Here is a 26742-nt window from a genome sequence, read left to right on the forward strand (position 1 = left end):
AAACTATTTAACAATATTTTAGAAAAGAGCATGGATATGATTGTATTAGAAGAAAAGCTTGCAACCGTTCCCACCTTGTTCGTTGAAAAACGAGATGGTAGACGTGTAGTATTTGATGTAGACAAGATTGACAAGGCTCTCCACAAGGCGGCGGAAAAGGTTATGGACGTTACACCTCTAGTAGAAAAACGCCTAAATGGTCTAGTTGAAAGAATCGTTACCGAAATTCACAGTCGTTTCCCTAAAGGTGTGAAGATTTATGAGATTCAGAATATCGTAGAACATGAACTTCTTGAAGCCAAAGAATATGCCTTGGCTGAAGAGTATATCACTTATCGGACACAGAGGGATTTTGAGCGCTCAAAAGCGACAGATATCAACTTTAGCATTCATAAACTTCTCAATAAAGATCAAGCAGTTGTCAATGAAAATGCAAATAAAGACAGCGATGTCTTTAATACCCAGCGTGATTTGACAGCAGGGATTGTGGGGAAATCAATCGGATTGCAGATGCTTCCTAAGCACGTAGCCAATGCTCACCAAAAAGGGGATATCCACTATCATGACTTGGACTACAGCCCCTATACTCCTATGACTAACTGCTGTTTGATTGATTTTAAAGGGATGTTGGAAAATGGCTTTAAAATTGGTAATGCGGAGGTAGAGAGTCCCAAGTCTATCCAGACTGCGACAGCTCAGATTTCACAAATCATCGCCAACGTTGCTTCTAGCCAGTACGGGGGCTGCTCAGCTGACCGTATCGATGAAGTCTTGGCGCCTTATGCAGAGAAGAATTACCAAAAGCACCTCAAGGATGCGAAAGAGTGGGTCTTGCCTGAAAAACGGGATGATTATGCTTGGAAGAAAACCCAAAAAGACATCTATGATGCCATGCAATCTCTTGAGTATGAAATCAACACCCTCTTCACTTCAAATGGACAAACACCTTTTACTTCACTAGGTTTTGGTCTAGGAACTAGTCGTTTTGAACGGGAAATTCAAAAAGCTATCTTGACCATTCGTATCAAGGGTCTTGGCTCAGAACACCGCACAGCCATCTTCCCTAAACTCATCTTTACGCTTAAAAGAGGCCTTAACTTGGAAGAAGGGACTCCAAACTATGACATCAAACAGTTGGCCCTCGAGTGTGCAACCAAACGGATGTACCCGGATGTCTTATCCTATGATAAGATTATCGAGTTGACTGGTTCTTTCAAGGTACCTATGGGCTGCCGTTCTTTCCTTCAAGGATGGAAGGATGAGAATGGCGTAGAAGTCAATTCTGGTCGGATGAATCTAGGTGTTGTGACAGTCAATCTGCCTCGTATCGCCCTCGAGTCTGAAGGGGATCTGAATAAGTTTTGGGAAATCTTCAACGAACGGATGAACATCGCAGAAGATGCTCTAGTTTACCGTGTTGAACGGACCAAGGAAGCAACACCAGCAAACGCCCCTATTCTCTATCAGTACGGGGCCTTCGGACGCCGTCTTGGAAAAGAAGAAAGTGTAGATCAACTCTTTAAGAATCGTCGTGCGACAGTTTCGTTGGGTTACATCGGTTTGTACGAGGTAGCGACAGTCTTCTTTGGAAATAGCTGGGAAAGCAATCCTGAAGCCAAGGAATTCACACTGGATATCATTCGCGATATGAAACGTCGTGTGGAAGAGTGGTCTGACCAATATGGTTACCATTTCTCTATCTACTCCACACCGTCTGAAAGCCTGACAGACCGCTTCTGTCGCTTGGATACAGAGAAGTTCGGCTCTATTCCGGACATCACGGACAAGGAATACTACACCAACTCTTTCCACTACGATGTTCGTAAAAATCCAACACCGTTTGAAAAATTGGACTTTGAGAAAGTTTACCCAGAAGCAGGTGCGTCAGGTGGTTTCATCCATTATTGTGAGTATCCAGTTCTTCAACAAAATCCTAAAGCCCTGGAAGCTGTTTGGGACTATGCCTATGACCGTGTCGGCTATCTAGGGACCAATACTCCGATTGATCGTTGCTACAAGTGTGATTTTGAAGGGGATTTTGAACCAACTGAGCGAGGATTTGCTTGTCCCAACTGTGGCAATAGCGACCCTAAAACAGTAGATGTGGTCAAACGTACGTGTGGTTATCTGGGAAATCCTCAAGCGCGTCCGATGGTTAACGGACGCCACAAGGAAATCGCTGCGCGTGTCAAACACATGAACGGTTCAACTATTAAAACAGCCGGACATGAAGTAACAAATTAGAAGGAAACGCAATGGGGAAATACCAATTAGACGATAAGGGACGTGCTCAAGTAACCCGTTATCATGAAAAACATTCGAAAGGTGGAGTAGGAAAAAAAGAACGCTTGCTCAACCTCAGAGAACAGTTTTTAAACAAGAACAAGAAAAAATAAAAGTGAGAGTCCGCTCTCGCTTTTCTCTTAATTGGAGGTAAAAATGATACTACGCAGACCAACATTGGCAGATAAAGCAACAGTTTTAGAGATGATGGCAGAGTTTGAACAGACTCAATCAGCCCACGATGGCGGATTTTGAGATGCTGAGAATTTTGTTTATGAAGAGTGGTTAAAAAACAATCAGGATCATGAAATGGGGATTAATTTGCCTGAAGGGTGGGTGCCTGATATTCAGTTAGTCGCTTTTTCGATAGATGGTCAAGCTGTAGGATTTCTCAATATCCGCTTGTGCCTCAATGACTTCTTATTGGAAGAAGGTGGACATATTGGCTACTCCATCCGCCCTTCTAAAAGAGGTAAAGGTTATGCCAAAGAAGCTCTCCGACAAGGCTTGCAAGTCGCCAAGGGAAAGAACATCAAAAAAGCGCTTGTGACCTGTAGCACAGAAAATCCAGCAAGCCGAGCTGTTATCTTAGCTAATGGTGGGGAGTTGGAGGATGTTCGAAACGGAACGGAGCGCTATTGGATTGATGTCGATTAAGGAGGAAGCATGGAGCTAAGACGACCAACTTTGGAAGATAAAGAAGCGATATTAGAGATGATTGCGGAGTTCGATGCAGCAAAATCCTATATGCACGGTGGCATGGGCTCCGCTTGGAAGCGAGCAAAGGATTACGAGGATTGTTTAAAGATTGTAGAGCAGCAAGAGGATGCTGCCAACCTGCCAGTAGGCTGGGTTCCTGCAATCAAATTTTTATCATTTGATGAGACTGGCTTGCCTTTGGGATTTTTAGCCCTGCGCTTGTCCTTGAATGACAAATTATTTGTGGAAGGCGGTCATATTGGCTATTCTATCCGTCCCAGTCAACGAGGCAAAGGATATGGGAAGGAGCAGTTGAGATTAGGACTAGCAGAGGCTCGAAAGCAAGGATTGGAACGAGTGCTGATTACCTGCGATGAAGACAACGAAGCCAGCCGCCGCACGATTCTCTCCGCTGGCGGTGTTTACGAAAATACAATCGATAGAAGTCAGCGCTACTGGATAGATTTGGAGTAGAAGAATGACATGGAATACACCAAAACCAGGTGAATGGAAAAGTGAGGAGCTTAGTAAGGGACGAATCATTGATTACAAGGCCTTCAACTTTGTGGATGGAGAAGGCGTGCGCAACTCCCTCTACGTAGCAGGTTGTATGTTCCACTGTGAGGGCTGTTATAATGTTGCGACTTGGTCATTCAATGCAGGCATTCCTTATACAGCAGAGTTAGAAGAACAGATTATGGAAGACCTTGCCCAGCCCTATGTTCAAGGCTTGACCTTGCTAGGAGGAGAACCTTTTCTCAATACGGGGATTCTCTTGCCCCTCGTTAAACGCATTCGTAAGGAATTGCCAGATAAAGACATCTGGTCCTGGACAGGTTATACTTGGGAAGAAATGATGCTGGAGACTCCAGACAAGCTGGAACTCTTGTCGTTGATTGACATCCTTGTCGATGGTCGTTATGACAAAAGCAAGCGCAATCTCATGCTCCAGTTCCGAGGTTCCTCTAATCAGCGGATTATTGATGTGCAAAAATCCCTCAAAAGTGGGCAAATAGTTATTTGGGACAAGCTCAATGACGGAAAAGAAAGCTATGAACAGGTGAAGAGAGAATGAAGAAAAAAGACTTAATAGACCAACTGGTCTCAGAGATCGAAACGGGAAACGTCAAAACACTGGGGATCTACGGTCACGGTGCATCAGGCAAGTCAACCTTCGCTCAGGAATTATATCAAGCACTAGATTCTACTACAGTAAATTTACTAGAAACAGATCCCTATATCACTTCAGAACGTCACCTGGTAATACCAAAGCAAGCACCTGATCAAAAGGTGACAGCTTGTCTGCCAGTGGCGCATGAACTGGCAAGTTTGCAGAGAGATATTCTCGCCTTGCAGGCAGGCCTGGACATCTTGACGATTGATGAACCTTGGAAGCCAAGCGAAGTCTTATCTGGTTCGAAACCGATACTGCTTGTCGAAGGGATGTCTGTGGCTTTCCTACCCAAGGAACTCTTTGACAAAACTATCTGTTTCTACACGGATGAAGAGACCGAATTAAAGCGGCGCCTAGCTCGAGATACGACTATGAGAAATCGCGATGCTTCCTTTATACTAGCTAGCCATCAGATGAGACGGGAGCAGTATCAGCGTTACTATAGAGAAACCGAGTTTAAAGCAGATATCTTAGTGGATCAATCAGAAGATAAATTCAAAGCCAAAATGACCCGTATTATATAGAAGAAAAGATTGGTTTTAATAGTCGTAAATTAGTAATTGTATGAAGATGAAATAGGAAAACAGTTTCATCCCAAAAAAACGAAAAAACCTAACAAATCCCTTGCAATCGCAGGGGCTTTGTGTTATTCTACCGTGGTGCTGTAAATTACAGCCTTAGCTGTTATGCAAGAGGTTGTGATCACGATTGGATACATTGCCACGCAACGCGCGTCAGTTTCCTATTTTTGCTTTGAGTTTGAATCTCTTTATGTCCTAGACTTGAGCATAAAAAATGCTCGTTAAAAACTTTCCAAACTATATCAATAAGAGTTGGAAGGCTGGTCTTGGTCGAAGTCTGTATTGTTTTTCGGCTCTGATTGAGACCGGTAAATTGAACGTTTTGTTTACTATGGGTGCCATTCTCTCTAGGAAAAGGGAGTTGATAGTGAATGGCGAGATATATCCTATACGCAAAGAATGCTATTTCATTTTGTTGAGTGAAGTAGCCTCTTGGTAGTTAGAAAGTTTAGAGCTGAGGTTGATTGCTAGTCAGTCACCTTAGAAGTGAAAGTAAAAGGAGCGAAGGAATGTTTTTAAAAATAATCAGTAGTATCTCTACCAATAATTTCCAAGATCCAAGCATGATGGAAAAAATTAGCCATCTATGGCAGGAACACCAGAAAGAAGTAGAGGAGGCATTTGCCCAAGGGCTTCCGATTTATGCAGTCTATCATGATTATGTCAGTGACTACAAGGGGGATTACAGCTTGTCGCTCTGTAGTCTATCCGATAAAGAAGACTGGGATTTTGACACTTCAGGGCAAACATACCAAGTATTTGAGGTGGATACAAGTGATTCAAAAGGTTTCCTCCATACCTGGCAGCAAATTTGGCAGGCAGAAGAAGCAAGAGAACTGCAACGTCAGTATAGTATTGATTTTGAAAAATATGATCCAGATCAGACAGTGTCTATCTTTATCGCCACCCCCAAAAATGGGTAAATTGTTAAACTAAGTTTTATTTACGAAAGAGGATCAGAAAATACTCTAGTAACTTAGATTAGTAAAAAAACGAAAAAAAGCTCACAAATCCCTTGCAATCGCAGGGGCTTTGTGTTATTCTATTATGGTGCTGTAAATTACAGCCTTAGCTTTGATGCAAGAGGTTGCGACACGCTCGGTTGCATTGCCACGCAACACGCGTCGGTTTTCTTGTGGAGCTAGCCTATTATCTTAAATAGACGAAAAGGAGAAAAAGATGGCAAACAAAAAAATCCGTATCCGTTTGAAAGCTTACGAACACCGTACGCTTGACACAGCGGCTGCAAAAATCGTAGAATCAGCTACTCGTACAGGTGCACAAGTTGCGGGTCCAATCCCACTTCCAACTGAGCGTAGCCTCTACACAATTATTCGTGCGACTCACAAATACAAAGACTCTCGCGAACAATTTGAAATGCGTACACACAAACGTTTGATCGATATCATCANCCCAACTCAAAAAACAGTTGATGCTTTGATGAAATTGGATCTTCCAAGTGGTGTAAACGTAGAAATCAAGCTTTAATCCAAAGTTTGAAACCTTGAGCATGAAAAACGCTCGTTAAAAACTTTTTGAATAAAAAATATAGAAAAGGAACTATTTTCTCATGACAAAAGGAATCTTAGGGAAAAAAGTGGGAATGACTCAAATCTTCACTGAAGCTGGCGAATTGATCCCTGTAACAGTTATTGAAGCAACTCCAAACGTTGTTCTTCAAGTTAAAACTGTAGAAACAGATGGATACAACGCTATCCAAGTTGGTTTCGATGACAAACGCGAAGTATTGAGCAACAAACCTGCTAAAGGACATGTAGCGAAAGCTAACACGGCTCCTAAGCGCTTCATTCGTGAATTCAAAAACGTTGAAGGCTTGGAAGTTGGTGCTGAAATTACAGTTGAAACATTCGCAGCTGGAGACGTTGTTGACGTAACTGGTACTTCTAAAGGTAAAGGTTTCCAAGGTGTTATCAAACGCCACGGACAATCACGTGGACCAATGGCTCACGGTTCTCGTTACCACCGTCGTCCAGGTTCTATGGGACCTGTTGCACCTAACCGCGTATTTAAAGGTAAAAACCTTGCAGGACGCATGGGTGGCGACCGCGTAACAATTCAAAACCTTGAAGTTGTACAAGTTGTTCCAGAAAAGAACGTTATCCTTATCAAAGGTAACGTACCAGGTGCTAAGAAATCTCTTATCACTATCAAATCAGCAGTTAAAGCTGGTAAATAATAAAGAAAGGGGAATACAGTCAAAATGGCAAATGTAACATTATTTGACCAAACTGGTAAACAAGCTGGCGAAGTTGTTCTTAACGATGCAATCTTTGGTATTGAACCAAACCAATCTGTTGTGTTTGATGTGATCATCAGCCAACGTGCTAGCCTTCGTCAAGGAACTCACGCAGTTAAAAATCGCTCAGCTGTTTCAGGTGGCGGACGCAAACCATGGCGTCAAAAAGGAACTGGACGCGCTCGTCAAGGTTCTATCCGCTCTCCACAATGGCGTGGTGGTGGAACTGTCTTCGGACCAACTCCACGTAGCTATGCGTACAAACTTCCTCAAAAAGTTCGTCGCCTTGCGCTTAAATCTGTTTACTCAGAAAAAGTTGCTGAAAACAAATTTGTAGCCGTTGATTCTCTTGAATTTACAGCTCCAAAAACTGCTGAATTTGCAAAAGTTCTTGCAGCTTTGAGCATCGATTCTAAAGTCCTTGTTATTCTTGAAGAAGGAAACGAATTCGCAGCTCTTTCAGCTCGTAACCTTCCAAATGTGAAAGTTGCGACTGCTACAACTGCAAGTGTTCTTGACATCGCAAATAGTGACAAACTTCTTGTTACTCAAGCAGCTATCTCTAAAATCGAGGAGGTTCTTGCATAATGAATTTGTATGATGTTATCAAAAAACCTGTTATTACTGAAAGCTCAATGGCTCAGCTTGAAGCAGGAAAGTATGTATTTGAAGTTGACACTCGTGCACACAAACTTTTGATCAAGCAAGCTGTTGAAGCTGCTTTTGAAGGTGTTAAAGTTGCCAACGTTAACACAATCAACGTAAAACCAAAAGCTAAACGTGTTGGACGTTACACTGGTTTTACTAACAAAACTAAAAAAGCTATCATCACTCTTACAGCTGATTCAAAAGCAATCGAGTTGTTTGCTGTTGAAGCTGAATAATCTAAGGAGGAAATATCGTGGGAATTCGTGTTTATAAACCAACAACAAACGGTCGCCGTAATATGACTTCTTTGGATTTCGCTGAAATCACAACAAGCACTCCTGAAAAATCATTGCTTGTTGCTTTGAAGAACAAGGCTGGTCGTAACAACAACGGTCGTATCACTGTTCGTCACCAAGGTGGTGGGCACAAACGTTTCTACCGTTTGGTTGACTTCAAACGTAACAAAGACAACGTTGAAGCAGTTGTTAAAACAATCGAGTACGATCCAAACCGTTCTGCAAACATCGCTCTTGTACACTACACTGACGGTGTGAAAGCATACATCATCGCTCCAAAAGGTCTTGAAGTTGGTCAACGTATCGTTTCAGGTCCTGAAGCAGATATCAAAGTCGGAAACTCTCTTCCACTTGCTAACATCCCAGTTGGTACTTTGATCCACAACATCGAGTTGAAACCAGGCCGTGGTGGAGAATTGGTCCGTGCAGCTGGAGCTTCTGCTCAAGTATTGGGTCAAGAAGGTAAATACGTTCTTGTTCGTCTTCAATCTGGCGAAGTTCGTATGATTCTTGGAACTTGTCGTGCTACAGTTGGTGTTGTCGGAAACGAACAACATGGACTTGTAAACCTTGGTAAAGCAGGACGTAGCCGTTGGAAAGGTATCCGCCCAACAGTTCGTGGTTCTGTAATGAACCCTAACGATCACCCACACGGTGGTGGTGAAGGTAAAGCACCAGTTGGTCGTAAAGCGCCATCTACTCCATGGGGCAAACCTGCTCTTGGTCTTAAAACTCGTAACAAGAAAGCGAAATCTGACAAACTTATCGTTCGTCGTCGCAACGAGAAATAATAGTAAACTAGTCGCTTAAGCAACTAGGGAATCCGCCAGCTCGGTAGCGCTCCATGTGAGCGCAAGCCGCTGTGGTACAATATTTAAAGGAGAAAACATAAAAATGGGACGCAGTCTTAAAAAAGGACCTTTCGTCGATGAGCATTTGATGAAAAAAGTTGAAGCTCAAGCTAACGACGAAAAGAAAAAAGTTATCAAAACTTGGTCACGTCGTTCAACGATCTTCCCAAGTTTCATTGGTTACACTATTGCAGTTTATGACGGACGTAAACACGTACCTGTTTACATCCAAGAAGACATGGTAGGTCACAAACTTGGTGAATTTGCACCAACACGTACTTACAAAGGTCACGCTGCAGACGACAAGAAAACACGTAGAAAATAAGGAGAACATAAATGGCAGAAATTACTTCAGCTAAAGCAATGGCTCGTACAGTACGTGTTTCACCTCGTAAATCACGTCTTGTTCTTGACAATATTCGTGGTAAAAGCGTAGCCGACGCTATTGCAATCTTGACATTCACTCCAAACAAAGCTGCTGAAATCATCTTGAAAGTTTTGAATTCAGCTGTAGCTAACGCTGAAAACAACTTTGGTTTGGACAAAGCTAACTTGGTAGTATCTGAGGCATTCGCAAACGAAGGACCAACTATGAAACGTTTCCGTCCACGTGCGAAAGGTTCAGCTTCACCAATCAACAAACGTACAGCTCACATCACTGTAGCTGTTGCAGAAAAATAAGGAGGTAACATCGTGGGTCAAAAAGTACATCCAATTGGTATGCGTGTCGGCATCATCCGTGATTGGGATGCCAAATGGTATGCTGAAAAAGAATACGCGGATTACCTTCATGAAGATCTTGCAATCCGTAAATTCGTTCAAAAAGAACTTGCTGACGCAGCAGTTTCAACTATCGAAATTGAACGCGCAGTAAACAAAGTTAACGTTTCACTTCACACTGCTAAACCAGGTATGGTTATCGGTAAAGGTGGCGCTAACGTTGATGCACTCCGTGCAAAACTTAACAAATTGACTGGAAAACAAGTACACATCAACATCATCGAAATCAAACAACCTGATTTGGATGCTCACCTTGTAGGTGAAGGCATTGCTCGTCAATTGGAGCAACGTGTTGCTTTCCGTCGTGCACAAAAACAAGCAATCCAACGCGCAATGCGTGCTGGAGCTAAAGGAATCAAAACTCAAGTATCAGGTCGTTTGAACGGTGCAGATATTGCCCGTGCTGAAGGATACTCAGAAGGAACTGTTCCACTCCACACACTTCGTGCAGATATCGATTACGCTTGGGAAGAAGCAGATACTACATACGGTAAACTTGGTGTTAAAGTATGGATCTACCGTGGTGAAGTTCTTCCAGCTCGTAAAAACACTAAAGGAGGTAAATAACCAATGTTAGTACCTAAACGTGTTAAACACCGTCGTGAATTCCGTGGAAAAATGCGCGGTGAAGCAAAAGGTGGAAAAGAAGTAGCATTCGGTGAATACGGTCTTCAAGCTACAACTAGCCACTGGATCACTAACCGCCAAATCGAAGCTGCTCGTATCGCCATGACTCGTTACATGAAACGTGGTGGTAAAGTTTGGATTAAAATCTTCCCACACAAATCATACACTGCTAAAGCTATCGGTGTGCGTATGGGATCTGGTAAAGGGGCACCTGAAGGTTGGGTAGCACCAGTTAAACGTGGTAAAGTGATGTTCGAAATTGCTGGTGTATCTGAAGAGATTGCACGTGAAGCGCTTCGTCTTGCTAGCCACAAATTGCCAGTTAAAACTAAATTCGTAAAACGTGAAGCAGAATAAGGAGAAGGCATGAAACTTAATGAAGTAAAAGAATTTGTTAAAGAACTTCGTGGTCTTTCTCAAGAAGAACTCGCGAAGCGCGAAAACGAATTGAAAAAAGAATTGTTTGAACTTCGTTTCCAAGCTGCTACTGGTCAATTGGAACAAACAGCTCGCTTGAAAGAAGTTAAAAAACAAATCGCTCGTATCAAAACAGTTCAATCTGAAGCGAAATAATAGACTAGGGAAGGAGAAATTTCAATGGAACGCAATAATCGTAAAGTTCTTGTTGGACGTGTTGTATCTGACAAAATGGACAAGACAATCACAGTTGTAGTTGAAACAAAACGTAACCACCCAGTCTATGGTAAACGTATTAACTACTCTAAGAAATACAAAGCACATGATGAAAACAATATTGCCAAAGAAGGCGATATCGTACGTATCATGGAAACTCGCCCGCTTTCAGCTACAAAACGTTTCCGTCTTGTAGAAGTTGTTGAAGAAGCGGTTATCATCTAATCAAGCCTGAAAGGAGAAAACTGAAATGATTCAAACAGAAACTCGTTTGAAAGTCGCAGACAACAGCGGTGCACGCGAAATCTTGACTATCAAAGTTCTTGGTGGTTCTAAACGTAAATTTGCGAACATCGGTGATGTTATTGTGGCATCTGTAAAACAAGCTACTCCTGGTGGTGCGGTTAAAAAAGGTGACGTTGTAAAAGCTGTTATCGTTCGTACTAAATCAGGTGCTCGCCGCGCTGATGGTTCATACATCAAGTTTGACGAAAATGCAGCTGTTATCATCCGTGATGACAAAACTCCTCGCGGAACACGTATCTTTGGCCCAGTTGCACGTGAATTGCGTGAAGGTGGCTTCATGAAGATCGTGTCACTTGCTCCAGAAGTACTTTAATTTTTAGAAACAAACTAGTCCCCTAGCTTCAAGCTAGGGTGCCCTTGTGGGCGTAAGAAAAATCAAGGAGAAACCTAATGTTTGTAAAAAAAGGCGACAAAGTTCGCGTAATCGCTGGTAAAGATAAGGGAACAGAAGCTGTTGTCCTTACTGCCCTTCCAAAAGTAAACAAAGTTATCGTTGAAGGTGTTAACATCGTTAAGAAACACCAACGTCCAACTAACGAGCTTCCTCAAGGTGGCATCATCGAGAAAGAAGCAGCTATCCACGTATCAAACGTCCAAGTTTTGGACAAGAACGGTGTAGCTGGTCGTGTTGGTTACAAATTTGTAGACGGTAAAAAAGTTCGCTACAACAAAAAATCAGGCGAAGTGCTTGATTAATCACGAAGGAAAGGAGAAGTATAATGGCAAATCGTTTAAAAGAAAAATATCTTAATGAAGTAGTTCCTGCTTTGACAGAACAATTCAACTACTCATCAGTGATGGCTGTGCCTAAAGTAGATAAGATCGTTTTGAACATGGGTGTTGGTGAAGCTGTATCAAACGCTAAAAGCCTTGAAAAAGCTGCTGAAGAATTGGCACTTATCTCAGGTCAAAAACCACTTATCACTAAAGCTAAAAAATCAATCGCCGGCTTCCGTCTTCGTGAAGGTGTAGCGATCGGTGCAAAAGTTACCCTTCGTGGGGAACGTATGTACGAATTCTTGGATAAATTGGTTTCAGTTTCACTTCCACGTGTGCGTGACTTCCACGGTGTTCCAACAAAATCATTTGATGGACGCGGAAACTACACTCTTGGTGTGAAAGAACAATTGATCTTCCCAGAAATCAACTTTGATGACGTTGACAAAACTCGTGGTCTTGACATCGTTATCGTAACAACTGCTAACACTGACGAAGAGTCACGTGCATTGCTTACAGGCCTTGGAATGCCTTTTGCAAAATAATATAGGAGGTAAATCTAATGGCTAAAAAATCAATGATTGCTAAGAACAAACGTCCAGCGAAGTTCTCTACTCAAGCTTATACTCGTTGTGAAAAATGTGGTCGTCCACATTCAGTTTACCGCAAATTTAAACTTTGCCGTGTTTGCTTCCGTGAATTAGCTTACAAAGGACAAATTCCTGGTGTAACAAAAGCATCTTGGTAATATCATGATACAAAGAGCGTAACAACCACAGCGAAAATAGGAAATTTGGTGAGGGAGCGATGCTCCAAAACAAATTTATCTTTTTTGCACAGGTTGTAGCTCGTGTTCAAATAAGAGTTCTCTCATTTGAATGTGTCAATACTATCTGAGCCCAGCTCAATCATTAACTAGCAAGTGCAACTTGCAAACTACTAGTAAGAGGAGAAAAACAAAATGGTTATGACTGACCCAATCGCAGACTTCCTAACTCGTATTCGTAACGCTAACCAAGCGAAACACGAAGTACTTGAAGTACCTGCATCAAACATCAAAAAAGGGATTGCTGAAATCCTTAAACGCGAAGGTTTTGTAAAAAACGTTGAAATCATCGAAGATGACAAACAAGGCATCATCCGTGTATTCCTTAAATACGGACCAAACGGTGAAAAAGTTATCACTAACTTGAAACGTGTTTCTAAACCAGGACTTCGTGTCTACAAAAAACGTGAAGATCTTCCAAAAGTTCTTAACGGACTTGGAATTGCTATCCTTTCAACTTCTGAAGGTTTGCTTACTGATAAAGAAGCTCGTCAAAAGAACGTTGGTGGAGAAGTTATCGCTTACGTTTGGTAATATTTAGCTCCCAATTTCTTTGTGACTCTTCGTTATCGTCTCTTGCCTAACCCAAAGTTATGCCTGCGAGACGATGCCTAGATTCACTTTGAAATTGAAACCTCAATGTTCCTTCAAATCGAGAAATCGATTTAACCCCGTGAAAACTGGCCATCAAGGCCTGACAATTTAACAGGAGAAAATAAACATGTCACGTATTGGTAATAAAGTTATCGTGTTGCCTGCTAGTGTTGAAGTCACTAACAATGACAACGTAGTAACTGTAAAAGGACCTAAAGGAGAACTTACTCGTAAGTTCTCAAAAGATATTGAAATTCGCGTGGAAGGTACTGAAGTAACTCTTCACCGTCCAAACGATTCAAAAGAAATGAAAACTATCCACGGAACTACTCGTGCCCTTTTGAATAACATGGTAATTGGTGTATCAGAAGGATTTAAGAAAGAACTTGAAATGCGTGGGGTTGGTTACCGTGCACAACTTCAAGGATCAAAACTTGTTTTGGCTGTTGGTAAATCTCATCCAGATGAAGTTGAAGCTCCAGAAGGAATTACTTTTGAACTTCCAAACCCAACAACAATTGTTGTTAGCGGAATTTCAAAAGAAGTGGTTGGGCAAACAGCTGCTTACGTACGTAGCCTTCGTTCACCAGAACCTTACAAAGGTAAAGGTATTCGTTACGTTGGAGAGTACGTTCGTCTTAAAGAAGGTAAAACAGGTAAATAATGTTGAGTGGTTGATTTTCAACCACCAACCTATTTTCCCATTTTGTGCATAGCACGCGATTTAAAACTAAAGAGGTGAAAACTGTGATTTCTAAACCAGATAAAAACAAACTCCGTCAAAAACGTCACCGTCGCGTTCGCGGAAAACTCTCTGGAACTGCTGATCGCCCACGTTTGAACGTATTCCGTTCTAATACAGGCATCTACGCTCAAGTGATTGATGACGTAGCGGGTGTAACGCTCGCAAGTGCTTCAACTCTTGACAAAGAAGTTTCAAAAGGAACTAAAACTGAACAAGCCGTTGCTGTCGGTAAACTCGTTGCAGAACGTGCAAACGCTAAAGGTATTTCAGAAGTGGTGTTCGACCGCGGTGGATATCTATATCACGGACGTGTGAAAGCTTTGGCTGATGCAGCTCGTGAAAACGGATTGAAATTCTAATAGGAGGACACTAGAAAATGGCATTTAAAGACAATGCAGTTGAATTAGAAGAACGCGTAGTTGCTGTCAACCGTGTTACAAAAGTTGTTAAAGGTGGACGTCGTCTTCGTTTCGCAGCTCTTGTTGTTGTCGGTGACCACAACGGTCGTGTAGGATTTGGTACTGGTAAGGCTCAAGAAGTTCCAGAAGCAATCCGCAAAGCAGTAGAAGATGCTAAGAAAAACTTGATTGAAGTTCCTATGGTTGGAACAACAATCCCACACGAAGTTCTTTCAGAATTCGGTGGAGCTAAAGTATTGTTGAAACCTGCTGTAGAAGGTTCTGGAGTTGCCGCTGGTGGTGCGGTTCGTGCCGTTGTGGAATTGGCAGGTGTGGCAGATATTACATCTAAATCACTTGGTTCTAACACTCCAATCAACATTGTTCGCGCAACTGTTGAAGGTTTGAAACAATTGAAACGCGCTGAAGAAGTTGCTGCCCTTCGTGGTATTTCAGTTTCTGATTTGGCATAAGAAAGGGGATAAAATGGCTCAAATTAAAATTACTTTGACTAAGTCTCCAATCGGACGCATTCCATCACAACGTAAAACTGTTGTAGCACTTGGACTTGGCAAATTGAACAGCTCTGTTATCAAAGAAGACAACGCTGCTATCCGTGGTATGATCACTGCAGTATCTCACTTGGTAACAGTTGAAGAAGTAAACTAATGATTTTTAGGGGATGTGGCAATACTCATCCCCTAAAACTAGATATAGTCATTTAAAATGACAAATGTATAGGCGAGTTGATAAGGGAGACAACCTTTTCTCTCTTATCGGCGCTAGCATTTTACAAAAGAGGAGAAAATAATAATGAAACTTCATGAATTGAAACCTGCAGAAGGTTCTCGTAAAGTACGTAACCGTGTTGGTCGTGGTACTTCATCAGGTAACGGTAAAACATCTGGTCGCGGTCAAAAAGGTCAAAAAGCTCGTAGCGGTGGCGGAGTTCGCCTTGGTTTTGAAGGTGGACAAACTCCATTGTTCCGTCGTCTTCCAAAACGTGGATTCACTAACATCAACGCTAAAGAATACGCAATTGTAAACCTTGACCAATTGAACGTCTTTGAAGATGGTGCTGAAGTGACTCCAGTTGTGCTTATCGAAGCAGGAATTGTGAAAGCTGAAAAATCAGGCGTTAAAATTCTTGGTAACGGTGAATTGACTAAGAAATTGACTGTGAAAGCAGCTAAATTCTCTAAATCAGCTGAGGAAGCTATCACTGCTAAAGGTGGTTCTGTAGAAGTCATCTAAGAGAGGTGACCCATGTTTTTTAAATTATTAAAAGAAGCTCTCAAGGTTAAACAAGTTCGATCAAAAATTCTCTTTACAATTTTTATCATTCTTGTTTTCCGTATTGGGACAAGTATTACTGTTCCAGGGGTGAATGCAAAAAGTTTAGAAGCTCTCAGTGGTTTATCTTTCTTAAACATGCTTAGTCTTGTTTCAGGGAATGCCATGAAGAACTTCTCCGTTTTTGCACTTGGTGTAAGTCCGTACATCACTGCTTCTATCGTTGTTCAATTGCTACAAATGGATATTTTACCGAAGTTTGTAGAATGGGGCAAACAAGGGGAAGTAGGACGGAGAAAACTAAACCAGGCTACTCGTTATATTGCACTGGTGCTTGCATTTGTTCAATCTATCGGGATTACAGCAGGGTTTAATACTCTATCTGGAGCGAAATTATTAACGACAAATTTAACTCCACAAGTCTTTGTTACCATTGGGATCATCCTCACAGCAGGTAGTATGATTGTAACTTGGCTCGGGGAACAAATTACAGATAAGGGATACGGAAATGGTGTTTCTATGATTATCTTTGCAGGTATTGTTGCTTCAATTCCTGAGATGATTAAAGGCATCTATGTTGACTACTTCGTCAATATTCCAAGTAGCCGTTTGACTTCATCTATTATCTTTGTCGTTATTTTGATTATCGCTGTCTTGTTGATTGTTTACTTTACAACCTTTGTTCAACAGGCAGAATATAAAATTCCAATCCAATATACAAAAGTTGCTCAAGGAGCCCCATCAAGCTCATACCTTCCATTGAAGGTGAACCCAGCGGGGGTTATCCCAGTTATCTTTGCAAGTTCCATTACAGCAGCACCTGCAGCCATTCTTCAGTTTTTGAGTGCTACAGGTCATGATTGGGCTTGGGTACGTACAGCACAGGAAATGTTATCTACAACATCTCCGACAGGTGTTGCTATGTATGCCTTGTTAATCATTCTCTTTACATTCTTCTATACGTTTGTACAGATCAATCCAGAGAAGGCAGCAGAAAACTTGCAAAAGAGTGGAGCCTACATTCATGGGGTCCGTCCTGGTAAAGGGACAGAAGAATACATGTCGAAACTTCTTCGTCGTCTTGCTACTGTCGGCTCTCTCTTCCTAGGTGTCATTTCTATCTTACCTATCGTAGCTAAAGATGTATTTGGCCTTTCAGAAGCTGTTGCTTTTGGGGGAACTAGTCTTTTGATCATTATCTCAACCGGTATCGAAGGAATCAAACAACTTGAAGGTTACCTATTAAAACGTAAGTATGTTGGTTTCATGGACAAAACAGAATAAAAGCAAAATTACTTTTGCTTAGAGAGTGGAGTATGAAGGTCTATCTATCAGAGAGATTTTCGTCTCCCCTCTTCTATTTTGTTTTTAAATAGGGGTTGAAACGAATTTCTGCTTCTATTTAAATACAAAATAAGGAGATCCTATCATGAATCTTTTGATTATGGGCTTACCTGGAGCAGGTAAGGGAACGCAAGCAGCTAAAATTGTGGAGAAATTCCATGTTGCACATATCTCAACAGGCGATATGTTCCGTGCTGCAATGGCTAATCAAACTGAAATGGGTGTACTCGCAAAGTCATACATTGACAAAGGTGAGTTGGTCCCAGACGAAGTCACAAATGGTATTGTTAAAGAACGCCTTTCACAGGACGATATCAAAAAAACAGGTTTCTTGTTAGATGGTTACCCACGTACGATTGAACAAGCTCATGCCTTGGATGAAACATTGGCTGAACTTGGTATTGAACTTGAAGGAGTAATCAACATCGAAGTNAATCCAGACTGTCTCTTGGAACGCTTGAGTGGCCGTATCATTCACCGCAAAACAGGTGAAACTTTCCACAAAGTTTTCAATCCACCAGTTGACTACAAAGAAGAGGATTACTACCAACGTGAAGATGATAAACCTGAGACAGTTAAACGTCGTTTGGATGTGAATATTGCACAAGGTGAACCAATCATTGCTCACTATCGTGCTAAAGGTTTGGTCCACGATATCGAAGGAAATCAAGATATCAATGATGTGTTCAAAGACATCGAAAAAGTATTGACAAATTTGAAATAAAGCGTTTTTCGTACTTGCAAAAAATCGCGACAAATGTTATAATGAGATAGTCTGACTTATAATTGTTGCCTCTGTGTCTTGAGGCATCGAATCGAAATTTATGGAGGTGCTTTTGCGTGGCAAAAGACGATGTGATTGAAGTTGAAGGCAAAGTAGTCGATACAATGCCGAACGCAATGTTTACGGTTGAACTTGAAAATGGACATCAGATTTTAGCAACAGTTTCTGGTAAAATTCGTAAAAACTATATTCGTATTTTAGCGGGAGATCGTGTTACTGTCGAGATGAGTCCATATGACTTGACACGTGGACGTATCACTTACCGCTTTAAATAATCGAAAAACTTGGAGGGATAAGAAATGAAAGTAAGACCATCGGTCAAACCAATTTGCGAATACTGTAAAGTAATTCGTCGTAATGGTCGTGTTATGGTAATTTGCCCAGCAAATCCAAAACACAAACAACGTCAAGGATAAGATAGAAAGGAGAAAACATGGCTCGTATTGCTGGAGTTGACATTCCAAATGACAAACGCGTAGTAATCTCATTGACTTACGTTTATGGTATCGGACTTTCAACATCTAAGAAAATTTTGGCTGCTGCTGGAATCTCAGAAGATGTTCGTGTACGTGACCTTACATCAGATCAAGAAGATGCTATCCGTCGTGAAGTGGATGCAATCAAAGTTGAAGGTGACCTTCGTCGTGAAGTAAACTTGAACATTAAACGTTTGATGGAAATCGGTTCATACCGTGGTATTCGTCACCGTCGTGGACTTCCTGTCCGTGGACAAAACACTAAAAATAATGCTCGCACTCGTAAAGGTAAAGCTGTTGCGATTGCTGGTAAGAAAAAATAATATAGGAGGTGAAAGTCTTGGCTAAACCAACACGTAAACGTCGTGTGAAAAAGAATATCGAATCTGGTATTGCTCATATTCACGCTACATTTAATAACACTATTGTTATGATTACTGATGTGCATGGTAATGCAATTGCTTGGTCATCAGCTGGTGCTCTTGGTTTCAAAGGTTCTCGTAAATCTACACCATTCGCTGCTCAAATGGCTTCTGAAGCTGCTGCTAAATCTGCACAAGAACACGGTCTTAAATCAGTTGAAGTTACTGTAAAAGGTCCAGGTTCTGGTCGTGAGTCAGCTATTCGTGCGCTTGCTGCCGCTGGTCTTGAAGTAACAGCAATTCGTGATGTGACTCCAGTGCCACACAATGGTGCTCGTCCTCCAAAACGTCGCCGTGTATAATCATCGCATTACACTGCTTTTCGTTTAAGAGGGAGTAACTAAATGATTGAGTTTGAAAAACCAAATATAACAAAAATTGATGAAAATAAAGATTATGGCAAGTTTGTAATCGAACCACTTGAACGTGGCTACGGTACAACTCTTGGTAACTCTCTTCGTCGTGTACTACTAGCTTCTCTACCAGGGGCAGCTGTGACATCTATCAACATTGATGGTGTGTTACATGAGTTTGACACAGTTCCAGGTGTTCGTGAAGACGTGATGCAAATCATTCTGAACATTAAAGGAATTGCAGTGAAATCATACGTTGAAGACGAAAAAATCATTGAGCTTGACGTTGAAGGTCCTGCTGAAATTACAGCTGGAGATATTTTGACTGACAGTGATATTGAGATTGTAAATCCAGATCATTATCTCTTTACAATCGGTGAAGGTTCTTCTCTAAAGGCGACAATGACTGTTAACAGTGGTCGTGGATATGTGCCTGCTGATGAAAACAAAAAAGATAATGCGCCAGTTGGAACACTTGCTGTAGATTCTATTTATACACCAGTTACAAAAGTCAACTATCAAGTTGAACCTGCTCGTGTAGGTAGTAACGATGGTTTTGACAAATTAACCCTTGAAATCTTGACAAATGGAACAATTATTCCAGAAGATGCTTTAGGGCTTTCAGCACGTATCTTGACAGAACATCTTGATTTGTTTACAAATCTTACAGAGATTGCTAAGTCAACTGAAGTGATGAAAGAAGCTGATACTGAATCGGACGACCGTGTTTTGGATCGTACGATTGAGGAACTGGACTTGTCTGTGCGTTCATATAACTGTTTGAAACGTGCCGGTATCAATACGGTGCATGATTTGACAGAAAAATCTGAAGCAGAGATGATGAAAGTACGAAATCTTGGACGTAAGAGTTTGGAAGAAGTGAAACTCAAACTCATTGACTTGGGTCTTGGATTAAAAGATAAATAAAGGAGGAATACATGGCTTACCGTAAACTAGGACGCACTAGCTCACAACGTAAAGCAATGCTTCGCGATTTGACAACTGACCTTTTGATCAACGAATCAATCGTGACAACTGAAGCTCGTGCTAAAGAAATCCGTAAAACTGTTGAAAAAATGATTACTCTAGGTAAACGTGGTGATTTGCATGCACGTCGTCAAGCAGCTGCTTTTGTACGTAATGAAATCGCATCTGAAAACTATGATGAAGCAACTGATAAGTACACTTCTACTACAGCACTTCAAAAATTGTTCTCAGAAATCGCACCTCGTTATGCTGAACGTAACGGTGGATACACTCGTATCCTTAAAACTGAACCACGTCGTGGTGATGCTGCGCCAATGGCGATCATCGAATTAGTATAAAATCATCAATTTTGTTGAGTGTTATGATGATGGAGTCTTGTGCTCTTAGTCTAGCTCTGGTCTACCGCTGGGACTTCGGTCCTGGCGGGAACACTCATCATCATTTGATAGGGTAGACGCTTGTTTACGAAATTGTTTTTTTCTTAAGAACAACTTCGTAAGCAGGCGTTTTTTAGTATTTTCTATGGAAATATGCTATACTAGGAAAAAAGAAAATCAAAAACGTTCAGGTTTTCTAAAAATTGTAGAAATGGGGTATAAGGATGAAGGCTATTATTACAGTGGTTGGTAAGGACAAGGCTGGGATTGTTGCAGGTGTGTCTACTAAGATTGCAGAGTTGGGTTTGAATATTGACGATATTTCTCAGACGGTGTTGGACGAATATTTTACCATGATGGCAGTCGTTTCTAGTGACGAAAAGCAGGATTTTACCACTCTTAGAAATGAGTTTGAAAACTTTGGTCAAACACTGAATGTCAAAATCAATATTCAAAGTGCAGCGATTTTTGATGCTATGTACAATATCTAGGAGGTTATCATGGATATTAGACAAGTTACGGAAACCATTGCCATGATTGAAGAGCAGAACTTCGATATCAGAACCATCACCATGGGGATTTCCCTTTTGGACTGTATTGATCCGGATATCGAACGTGCTGCTGAAAAAATTTACCAAAAAATCACCACTAAAGCTGCGAATCTAGTGGCTGTGGGAGATGAAATTGCTGCAGAACTTGGGATTCCTATTGTTAATAAACGGGTATCGGTGACTCCGATTTCCTTGATTGGAGCAGCGACTGACGCGACGGACTATGTTGTTTTGGCTAAGGCTCTCGACAAGGCTGCCAAGGAGATTGGTGTTGACTTTATTGGTGGTTTTTCGGCTTTGGTACAAAAGGGCTATCAAAAAGGAGATGAGGTTCTTATCAATTCTATCCCCCGTGCTCTAGCTGAGACAGACAAGGTCTGTTCGTCCGTCAATATTGGCTCAACCAAGTCAGGCATCAACATGACTGCAGTTGCAGATGTGGGACGTATCGTCAAGGAAACAGCGAACTTATCAGATATGGGAGCTGCCAAATTAGTCGTATTTGCTAACGCTGTTGAGGACAATCCTTTTATGGCGGGGGCCTTTCATGGTGTCGGTGAAGCAGATGTCATCATCAATGTTGGAGTTTCGGGTCCTGGTGTTGTCAAACGCGCCTTGGAGAAAGTTCGTGGTCAGAGTTTTGATGTAGTAGCTGAGACGGTTAAGAAAACAGCCTTTAAGATCACTCGTATTGGTCAGCTAGTTGGTCAAATGGCAAGTGAACGGCTTGGAGTCGACTTTGGGATAGTAGACCTAAGCTTGGCGCCTACTCCTGCGGTTGGTGATTCTGTGGCACGTGTTCTTGAAGAAATGGGCCTAGAAACAGTTGGTACGCATGGGACGACGGCTGCCCTCGCTCTTTTGAATGACCAAGTTAAGAAGGGCGGAGTGATGGCTTGTAACCAGGTCGGTGGCTTGTCAGGTGCCTTTATCCCTGTCTCTGAAGATGAGGGGATGATTGCTGCGGTGCAAGATGGCTCTCTGAATTTAGAGAAACTAGAAGCCATGACGGCTATCTGTTCAGTTGGACTGGATATGATTGCCATTCCGGAAGATACGCCTGCTGAGACCATTGCGGCTATGATTGCGGATGAGGCGGCAATCGGTGTTATTAACATGAAAACAACAGCTGTCCGTATCATTCCAAAGGGCAAAGAAGGCGATATGATTGAGTTTGGTGGATTGCTAGGGACAGCTCCAGTGATGAAAGTCAACGGGGCTTCGTCTGTTGATTTCATTTCTCGCGGTGGGCAAATCCCAGCTCCAATCCATAGTTTTAAAAATTAATAAAAAAGAGAGAAGATTTAAGTTGAGTTTAAGGATGACTGTGTATACTATAATCATTAAATAAAGACCTCCTAACTTTATTTAATAGAAATCCTAAACTTTTTCATAATAATCTCCTAGGGAAGCTACCATGAGGGTAGCTTTTCTTTTGGATAATTTACAAATGTTGGCTTCACTTTTGAAAACCGAATATTTCTTTGATCCATGATATAATAGAAGAAAATGGAGGATAGAAAATGTCTAAAGTAAGATTGTACTTGGTCCGTCATGGGAAAACGATGTTTAACACGATTGGACGTGCTCAAGGATGGAGTGATACGCCTCTAACTGCAGAAGGTGAGTTGGGAATCCATGAACTAGGAGTTGGCTTGAGAGAGTCTGGTTTACAATTTGACCGCGCTTATTCCAGCGATTCAGGGCGCACCATTCAAACTATGGGAATTATCCTAGAAGAACTTGGTTTGGAGGGAAAAATCCCTTACCGCATGGATAAGCGAATCCGTGAGTGGTGTTTTGGTAGTTTTGATGGGGCCTATGATGGGGACCTCTTTATGGGGTTGATTCCGAGAATTTTCAATGTGGACCATGTTCATCAGTTGTCTTATGCTGAACTGGCTGAGGGTTTGGTAGAGGTTGATACAGCTGGTTGGGCTGAAGGTTGGGAAAAACTCAGTGGTCGAATCAAGGAAGGCTTTGAAGCTATTGCTAAAGAAATGGAAGAACAAGGTGGGGGTAATGCCCTCGTCGTCAGCCATGGAATGACCATTGGTACCATTGTTTATCTGATCAATGGCATGCATCCGCATGGTCTGGATAATGGTAGTGTAACGATTCTTGGATATGAGAACGGTCAATTTACAGTCGAAGTTGTTGGTGACCGTAGCTATCGAGAGCTCGGACGTGAGAAGATGTTAGAGACAAATAGTTAATAGAAGTTAGCTCCGATTAGGAGCTAATTTTGAGTTAAAGGATATGATTTAAATCAATAGTTCCGAAAAAGTAAAAATTTTTGGGGGATGTGATGTTATGAAAGGAAGGCTAGAATCATTTTCGAGAATAATACCATAAAGGAGATATAGACAGAATGAAATCAAGCTAAAAGGATTGAATCTTGCATAACGCAAAACTCAATCCTTCATTAAAAAAATATTTATCATGTTTAGCAATCAGTCAAACCTAGTTGAAAGATATGTTATATTTGAATGAAATTACCAAATATAAGGGAAAATTCGATAGCGAACCTTTTGACAGTATGTTTCATATGCTTTTCCAAAATGATTGTATAAGGCTTTTTCTTCTACTTTTAATCGAATACTGTAACCAACTACCAATAGAATGAGACAAATAATAATTGTGAGAGGATTTAATGAAACAATTGACAAGCCAAGTATGGATACGATGCTACCAGTATAGGCAGGATTTCTTACTATAGAGTAGGGACCTGCTTCTACCAACTGCTGACTATCTGTTGTTTGAACCGCAAGTGTAAAATTCTTCCCAAGATAATTAACTGCATAGATACGTAATACAAAGCCGGCTAGAGAAAGGAAAATTCCAATATAGATCAAAAAATGTGGCAATTGAGCTATAGAAGGTAGAAGTTGTTCATTCATTAATAGAAGACAACAAACAACACTACCAATAATGATGTAACGACTTCCTTTGTCTTCAGAGTTATTTTCATTGTTTGATTTTGTTTTCCTTTTAATCCACGTTTCTGTGATGATGAAAATGAGAATGAACCCATATGCAAAAATAGTTTGTAAATCCATGATTATTTCCTCCAGCTAGCATTATACAACTTTCAATTTTGGTGGTCAATTAAAAGGAAATAGTTAGAGTATGTTTTGTAATAGGTATCAATGGAAACTTCATGATTTCATCTGTAAAAATCTCTTGAAAATGGTATAATAGTAACATCATAAAATTGGGGAGAGACCATGAGTTTTTACAATCATAAAGAAATTGAGCCTAAGTGGCAGGGCTACTGGGCAGAACATCATACATTTAAGACAGGAACAGATGCATCAAAACCGAAGTTTTATGCTCTCGATATGTTCCCATATCCTTCAGGAGCTGGATTGCACGTAGGACACCCAGAAGGTTATACTGCAACTGATATCCTCAGCCGTTACAAACGTGCGCAAGGATACAACGTCCTTCACCCAATGGGATGGGATGCCTTTGGTTTGCCAGCTGAGCAGTACGCTATGGATACAGGTAATGACCCAGCAGAATTTACAGCGGAAAACATTGCCAACTTCAAACGTCAAATCAATGCGCTTGGATTTTCTTACGACTGGGATCGTGAAGTCAACACAACAGATCCAAATTACTACAAATGGACTCAGTGGATCTTCACCAAGCTTTACGAAAAAGGTTTGGCCTATGAAGCGGAAGTACCGGTAAACTGGGTTGAGGAACTAGGAACAGCTATCGCCAACGAAGAAGTGCTTCCTGATGGAACTTCTGAGCGTGGTGGCTATCCCGTTGTCCGCAAACCAATGCGCCAATGGATGCTTAAAATCACGGCCTATGCAGAGCGCTTGCTGACTGACTTGGATGAGCTTGATTGGCCAGAGTCTATCAAGGATATGCAACGTAACTGGATCGGGAAATCAACTGGTGCCAATGTAACCTTCAAAGTAAAAGGGACTGACAAGGAATTTACCGTCTTTACTACTCGTCCTGATACGCTTTTCGGTGCGACCTTCACAGTCTTGGCTCCTGAGCATGACTTGGTAGATGCCATCACAACAGCTGAACAAGCTGAGGCTGTAGCGGACTACAAACACCAAGCTAGTCTCAAGTCTGACTTGGCTCGTACAGACCTTGCCAAGGAAAAAACAGGGGTTTGGACGGGCGCTTATGCCATCAACCCTGTCAATGGCAAGGAAATTCCAATCTGGATTGCCGACTATGTTCTTGCTAGCTATGGTACAGGTGCGGTAATGGCTGTGCCTGCCCATGACCAACGTGACTGGGAATTTGCCAAACAATTTGACCTTCCAATCGTAGAAGTGCTTGAAGGTGGAAATGTAGCAGAAGCTGCCTACACAGAAGATGGTCTTCATGTCAATTCAGACTTCCTAGATGGCCTTAACAAAGAAGACGCTATTGCTAAAATTGTGGCTTGGTTGGAAGAAAAAGGCTGCGGTCAAGAAAAAGTCACCTACCGTCTCCGTGACTGGCTCTTTAGCCGTCAACGTTACTGGGGTGAGCCAATTCCAATCATTCAGTGGGAAGATGGAACTTCAACAGCTGTCCCTGAAAATAAATTGCCACTTGTCTTGCCTGTAACCAAGGACATTCGCCCTTCAGGTACTGGGGAGAGTCCATTGGCTAACTTGACTGACTGGTTGGAAGTAACTCGTGAAGATGGCGTCAAAGGTCGTCGTGAAACCAACACCATGCCACAATGGGCAGGTTCGAGTTGGTACTACCTCCGCTATATCGACCCACATAACACAGAAAAATTGGCCGATGAGGATCTTCTCAAACAATGGTTGCCAGTAGATATCTACGTGGGTGGTGCAGAGCATGCCGTTCTTCACTTGCTTTATGCTCGTTTCTGGCACAAATTCCTCTATGACCTCGGTGTTGTTCCGACTAAGGAACCATTCCAAAAACTCTTTAACCAAGGAATGATTTTGGGAACAAGCTACCGTGACCACCGTGGAGCTCTTGTAGCGACTGATAAGGTTGAAAAACGTGACGGTTCTTTCTTCCATGTGGAAACAGGAGAAGAGTTGGAGCAAGCGCCAGCTAAGATGTCTAAATCGCTCAAGAACGTTGTTAACCCAGACGATGTGGTGGAACAATATGGTGCCGATACCCTTCGTGTTTATGAAATGTTCATGGGACCACTTGACGCTTCCATCGCTTGGTCAGAAGAAGGTTTGGAAGGAAGCCGTAAATTCCTTGACCGTGTATACCGTTTGATCACAAGTAAAGAAATTGTTGCGGAAAATAATGGTGCTCTTGACAAGGTTTATAACGAAACCGTTAAATCTGTTACTGAGCAAATCGAGTCCATGAAATTCAACACAGCCATTGCCCAACTTATGGTCTTTGTCAACGCTGCTAACAAGGAAGACAAACTCTATGTGGACTATGCCAAAGGCTTTATCCAATTGATTGCCCCATTTGCACCTCACTTAGCAGAAGAACTCTGGCAAACAGTTGCAGCAACAGGTGAATCCATCTCTTACGTGGCTTGGCCAGCATGGGACGAGAGTAAATTGGTTGAAGACGAAATCGAAATCGTCGTCCAAATCAAAGGTAAAGTCCGTGCCAAATTGATGGTTGCTAAAGACCTATCACGCGAAGAATTGCAAGAAATCGCTCTAGCAGATGAAAAAGTTAAAGCAGAAATTGACGGCAAGGAAATCGTGAAGGTGATTGCAGTACCGAATAAACTGGTGAATATTGTAACGAAGTAATCAGTTGATTT

General features: G+C 41.7%; 40 protein-coding genes and 1 pseudogene. 40 read left to right on the forward strand and 1 reads right to left on the reverse strand.

The window, feature by feature from the left end:
- Positions 1-36: 36 nt before the first annotated feature.
- From nrdD to D8847_RS02390, 39 genes and pseudogenes are all read left to right on the forward strand, one after another.
- Positions 37-2244, forward strand: a complete 2208-nt coding sequence (gene nrdD / locus D8847_RS02200) for an anaerobic ribonucleoside-triphosphate reductase (RefSeq protein WP_185757904.1) — start codon at positions 37-39, stop codon at positions 2242-2244.
- Positions 2245-2255: 11 nt separating this feature from the next.
- On the forward strand, positions 2256-2396 hold the full coding sequence (locus tag D8847_RS02205; RefSeq protein WP_000521629.1) for a hypothetical protein: 141 nt from the start codon (positions 2256-2258) through the stop codon (positions 2394-2396).
- 43 nt (positions 2397-2439) lie between these two features.
- A pseudogene (locus tag D8847_RS02210) lies at positions 2440-2940 on the forward strand (GNAT family N-acetyltransferase).
- Positions 2941-2949: 9 nt separating this feature from the next.
- On the forward strand, positions 2950-3456 hold the full coding sequence (locus tag D8847_RS02215; RefSeq protein ID WP_000423437.1) for a GNAT family N-acetyltransferase: 507 nt from the start codon (positions 2950-2952) through the stop codon (positions 3454-3456).
- Between the two features lie 4 nt (positions 3457-3460).
- The gene (gene nrdG, locus D8847_RS02220; protein WP_000220154.1) at positions 3461-4057 is read left to right on the forward strand and encodes an anaerobic ribonucleoside-triphosphate reductase activating protein; all 597 of its coding nucleotides are present in this window, start codon (positions 3461-3463) and stop codon (positions 4055-4057) included.
- A complete protein-coding gene (locus D8847_RS02225) occupies positions 4054-4680 on the forward strand; it encodes a uridine kinase family protein (protein ID WP_125840470.1) in 627 nt (208 codons plus the stop codon). Before nrdG ends, D8847_RS02225 begins: the two co-directional genes overlap by 4 nt.
- 566 nt (positions 4681-5246) lie before the next feature.
- Positions 5247-5660, forward strand: a complete 414-nt coding sequence (locus D8847_RS02230; protein WP_125840471.1) for an effector binding domain-containing protein — start codon at positions 5247-5249, stop codon at positions 5658-5660.
- A 256-nt stretch (positions 5661-5916) separates the two neighbouring features.
- Entirely contained in the window at positions 5917-6225 is a 309-nt protein-coding gene (rpsJ, locus tag D8847_RS02235; RefSeq protein ID WP_125840472.1) for a 30S ribosomal protein S10, read from the forward strand.
- 82 nt (positions 6226-6307) lie between these two features.
- Entirely contained in the window at positions 6308-6934 is a 627-nt protein-coding gene (rplC, locus tag D8847_RS02240; protein WP_000160197.1) for a 50S ribosomal protein L3, read from the forward strand.
- A gap of 24 nt (positions 6935-6958) precedes the next feature.
- Positions 6959-7582 carry a 50S ribosomal protein L4 gene (gene rplD, locus D8847_RS02245; protein WP_000024550.1) on the forward strand — a complete coding sequence of 208 codons (624 nt, stop codon included), beginning with the start codon at positions 6959-6961 and terminating at the stop codon, positions 7580-7582.
- Positions 7582-7878 (forward strand): 50S ribosomal protein L23, encoded by a 297-nt coding sequence (locus tag D8847_RS02250; protein ID WP_125840473.1) that lies wholly within the window; start codon positions 7582-7584, stop codon positions 7876-7878. The genes rplD and D8847_RS02250 overlap by 1 nt, the downstream gene beginning before the upstream one ends.
- Positions 7879-7895: 17 nt before the next feature.
- The gene (rplB, locus tag D8847_RS02255; protein WP_125840474.1) at positions 7896-8729 is read left to right on the forward strand and encodes a 50S ribosomal protein L2; all 834 of its coding nucleotides are present in this window, start codon (positions 7896-7898) and stop codon (positions 8727-8729) included.
- Positions 8730-8832: 103 nt separating this feature from the next.
- The gene (rpsS, locus tag D8847_RS02260) at positions 8833-9114 is read left to right on the forward strand and encodes a 30S ribosomal protein S19 (protein ID WP_000533766.1); all 282 of its coding nucleotides are present in this window, start codon (positions 8833-8835) and stop codon (positions 9112-9114) included.
- Positions 9115-9125: 11 nt separating this feature from the next.
- Entirely contained in the window at positions 9126-9470 is a 345-nt protein-coding gene (gene rplV, locus D8847_RS02265) for a 50S ribosomal protein L22 (RefSeq protein ID WP_000818137.1), read from the forward strand.
- Between the two features lie 12 nt (positions 9471-9482).
- Complete coding sequence (rpsC, locus tag D8847_RS02270; RefSeq protein WP_000529936.1) at positions 9483-10136, forward strand: 30S ribosomal protein S3; 654 nt, start codon at positions 9483-9485, stop codon at positions 10134-10136.
- A 3-nt stretch (positions 10137-10139) separates the two neighbouring features.
- Complete coding sequence (gene rplP / locus D8847_RS02275) at positions 10140-10553, forward strand: 50S ribosomal protein L16 (RefSeq protein WP_000960947.1); 414 nt, start codon at positions 10140-10142, stop codon at positions 10551-10553.
- A 9-nt stretch (positions 10554-10562) separates the two neighbouring features.
- The gene (gene rpmC / locus D8847_RS02280; protein WP_000772918.1) at positions 10563-10769 is read left to right on the forward strand and encodes a 50S ribosomal protein L29; all 207 of its coding nucleotides are present in this window, start codon (positions 10563-10565) and stop codon (positions 10767-10769) included.
- A 24-nt stretch (positions 10770-10793) separates the two neighbouring features.
- On the forward strand, positions 10794-11054 hold the full coding sequence (gene rpsQ / locus D8847_RS02285; protein ID WP_045617785.1) for a 30S ribosomal protein S17: 261 nt from the start codon (positions 10794-10796) through the stop codon (positions 11052-11054).
- Between the two features lie 25 nt (positions 11055-11079).
- Positions 11080-11448 carry a 50S ribosomal protein L14 gene (gene rplN / locus D8847_RS02290; protein ID WP_000616547.1) on the forward strand — a complete coding sequence of 123 codons (369 nt, stop codon included), beginning with the start codon at positions 11080-11082 and terminating at the stop codon, positions 11446-11448.
- A gap of 77 nt (positions 11449-11525) precedes the next feature.
- Complete coding sequence (gene rplX / locus D8847_RS02295) at positions 11526-11831, forward strand: 50S ribosomal protein L24 (protein WP_000497691.1); 306 nt, start codon at positions 11526-11528, stop codon at positions 11829-11831.
- A 23-nt stretch (positions 11832-11854) separates the two neighbouring features.
- Entirely contained in the window at positions 11855-12397 is a 543-nt protein-coding gene (gene rplE, locus D8847_RS02300; protein ID WP_000013542.1) for a 50S ribosomal protein L5, read from the forward strand.
- Positions 12398-12414: 17 nt separating this feature from the next.
- Positions 12415-12600, forward strand: a complete 186-nt coding sequence (locus D8847_RS02305) for a type Z 30S ribosomal protein S14 (protein ID WP_001085697.1) — start codon at positions 12415-12417, stop codon at positions 12598-12600.
- A 213-nt stretch (positions 12601-12813) separates the two neighbouring features.
- Entirely contained in the window at positions 12814-13212 is a 399-nt protein-coding gene (gene rpsH, locus D8847_RS02310) for a 30S ribosomal protein S8 (RefSeq protein WP_000245504.1), read from the forward strand.
- A gap of 187 nt (positions 13213-13399) precedes the next feature.
- Positions 13400-13936, forward strand: a complete 537-nt coding sequence (gene rplF / locus D8847_RS02315; RefSeq protein WP_033605851.1) for a 50S ribosomal protein L6 — start codon at positions 13400-13402, stop codon at positions 13934-13936.
- A gap of 83 nt (positions 13937-14019) precedes the next feature.
- A complete protein-coding gene (gene rplR / locus D8847_RS02320; protein WP_000624044.1) occupies positions 14020-14376 on the forward strand; it encodes a 50S ribosomal protein L18 in 357 nt (118 codons plus the stop codon).
- A 17-nt stretch (positions 14377-14393) separates the two neighbouring features.
- Entirely contained in the window at positions 14394-14888 is a 495-nt protein-coding gene (gene rpsE, locus D8847_RS02325; protein ID WP_000874204.1) for a 30S ribosomal protein S5, read from the forward strand.
- A gap of 13 nt (positions 14889-14901) precedes the next feature.
- On the forward strand, positions 14902-15084 hold the full coding sequence (gene rpmD, locus D8847_RS02330) for a 50S ribosomal protein L30 (RefSeq protein ID WP_000057241.1): 183 nt from the start codon (positions 14902-14904) through the stop codon (positions 15082-15084).
- Positions 15085-15228: 144 nt separating this feature from the next.
- On the forward strand, positions 15229-15669 hold the full coding sequence (gene rplO / locus D8847_RS02335) for a 50S ribosomal protein L15 (protein WP_000766089.1): 441 nt from the start codon (positions 15229-15231) through the stop codon (positions 15667-15669).
- A 12-nt stretch (positions 15670-15681) separates the two neighbouring features.
- Entirely contained in the window at positions 15682-16992 is a 1311-nt protein-coding gene (gene secY / locus D8847_RS02340; protein ID WP_125840475.1) for a preprotein translocase subunit SecY, read from the forward strand.
- 145 nt (positions 16993-17137) lie between these two features.
- Complete coding sequence (locus D8847_RS02345) at positions 17138-17776, forward strand: adenylate kinase (RefSeq protein ID WP_049538522.1); 639 nt, start codon at positions 17138-17140, stop codon at positions 17774-17776.
- A gap of 116 nt (positions 17777-17892) precedes the next feature.
- Positions 17893-18111, forward strand: coding sequence for a translation initiation factor IF-1 (gene infA / locus D8847_RS02350; protein ID WP_001029883.1), 219 nt, complete (start codon positions 17893-17895; stop codon positions 18109-18111).
- A 24-nt stretch (positions 18112-18135) separates the two neighbouring features.
- Positions 18136-18252, forward strand: a complete 117-nt coding sequence (rpmJ, locus tag D8847_RS02355) for a 50S ribosomal protein L36 (protein ID WP_001808836.1) — start codon at positions 18136-18138, stop codon at positions 18250-18252.
- A gap of 17 nt (positions 18253-18269) precedes the next feature.
- The gene (gene rpsM / locus D8847_RS02360; protein WP_000090786.1) at positions 18270-18635 is read left to right on the forward strand and encodes a 30S ribosomal protein S13; all 366 of its coding nucleotides are present in this window, start codon (positions 18270-18272) and stop codon (positions 18633-18635) included.
- Positions 18636-18652: 17 nt separating this feature from the next.
- Positions 18653-19036: a 30S ribosomal protein S11 gene (gene rpsK / locus D8847_RS02365; protein WP_001118385.1), complete on the forward strand. Its 384-nt coding sequence runs from the start codon at positions 18653-18655 to the stop codon at positions 19034-19036.
- A gap of 42 nt (positions 19037-19078) precedes the next feature.
- Entirely contained in the window at positions 19079-20014 is a 936-nt protein-coding gene (locus D8847_RS02370; protein WP_125840476.1) for a DNA-directed RNA polymerase subunit alpha, read from the forward strand.
- A gap of 11 nt (positions 20015-20025) precedes the next feature.
- On the forward strand, positions 20026-20412 hold the full coding sequence (rplQ, locus tag D8847_RS02375) for a 50S ribosomal protein L17 (RefSeq protein ID WP_000331493.1): 387 nt from the start codon (positions 20026-20028) through the stop codon (positions 20410-20412).
- A gap of 263 nt (positions 20413-20675) precedes the next feature.
- Positions 20676-20942 (forward strand): ACT domain-containing protein, encoded by a 267-nt coding sequence (locus tag D8847_RS02380; RefSeq protein ID WP_009729700.1) that lies wholly within the window; start codon positions 20676-20678, stop codon positions 20940-20942.
- Between the two features lie 9 nt (positions 20943-20951).
- Positions 20952-22289, forward strand: a complete 1338-nt coding sequence (locus D8847_RS02385) for a PFL family protein (RefSeq protein WP_125840477.1) — start codon at positions 20952-20954, stop codon at positions 22287-22289.
- Between the two features lie 236 nt (positions 22290-22525).
- Positions 22526-23218, forward strand: a complete 693-nt coding sequence (locus D8847_RS02390) for a histidine phosphatase family protein (RefSeq protein ID WP_125840478.1) — start codon at positions 22526-22528, stop codon at positions 23216-23218.
- 279 nt (positions 23219-23497) lie between these two features.
- Here the strand turns inward: D8847_RS02390 and D8847_RS02395 are convergent, their stop codons facing one another.
- Positions 23498-24061, reverse strand: a complete 564-nt coding sequence (locus D8847_RS02395) for a methyltransferase family protein (RefSeq protein WP_125840479.1) — start codon at positions 24059-24061, stop codon at positions 23498-23500.
- 168 nt (positions 24062-24229) lie between these two features.
- Between D8847_RS02395 and leuS the strand changes: the two genes are divergently transcribed.
- A complete protein-coding gene (leuS, locus tag D8847_RS02400; protein ID WP_125840480.1) occupies positions 24230-26731 on the forward strand; it encodes a leucine--tRNA ligase in 2502 nt (833 codons plus the stop codon).
- Positions 26732-26742: the final 11 nt, after the last annotated feature.

It is taken from the genome of Streptococcus mitis (assembly GCF_003942795.1).
Taxonomy (GTDB): domain Bacteria; phylum Bacillota; class Bacilli; order Lactobacillales; family Streptococcaceae; genus Streptococcus; species Streptococcus mitis_BJ.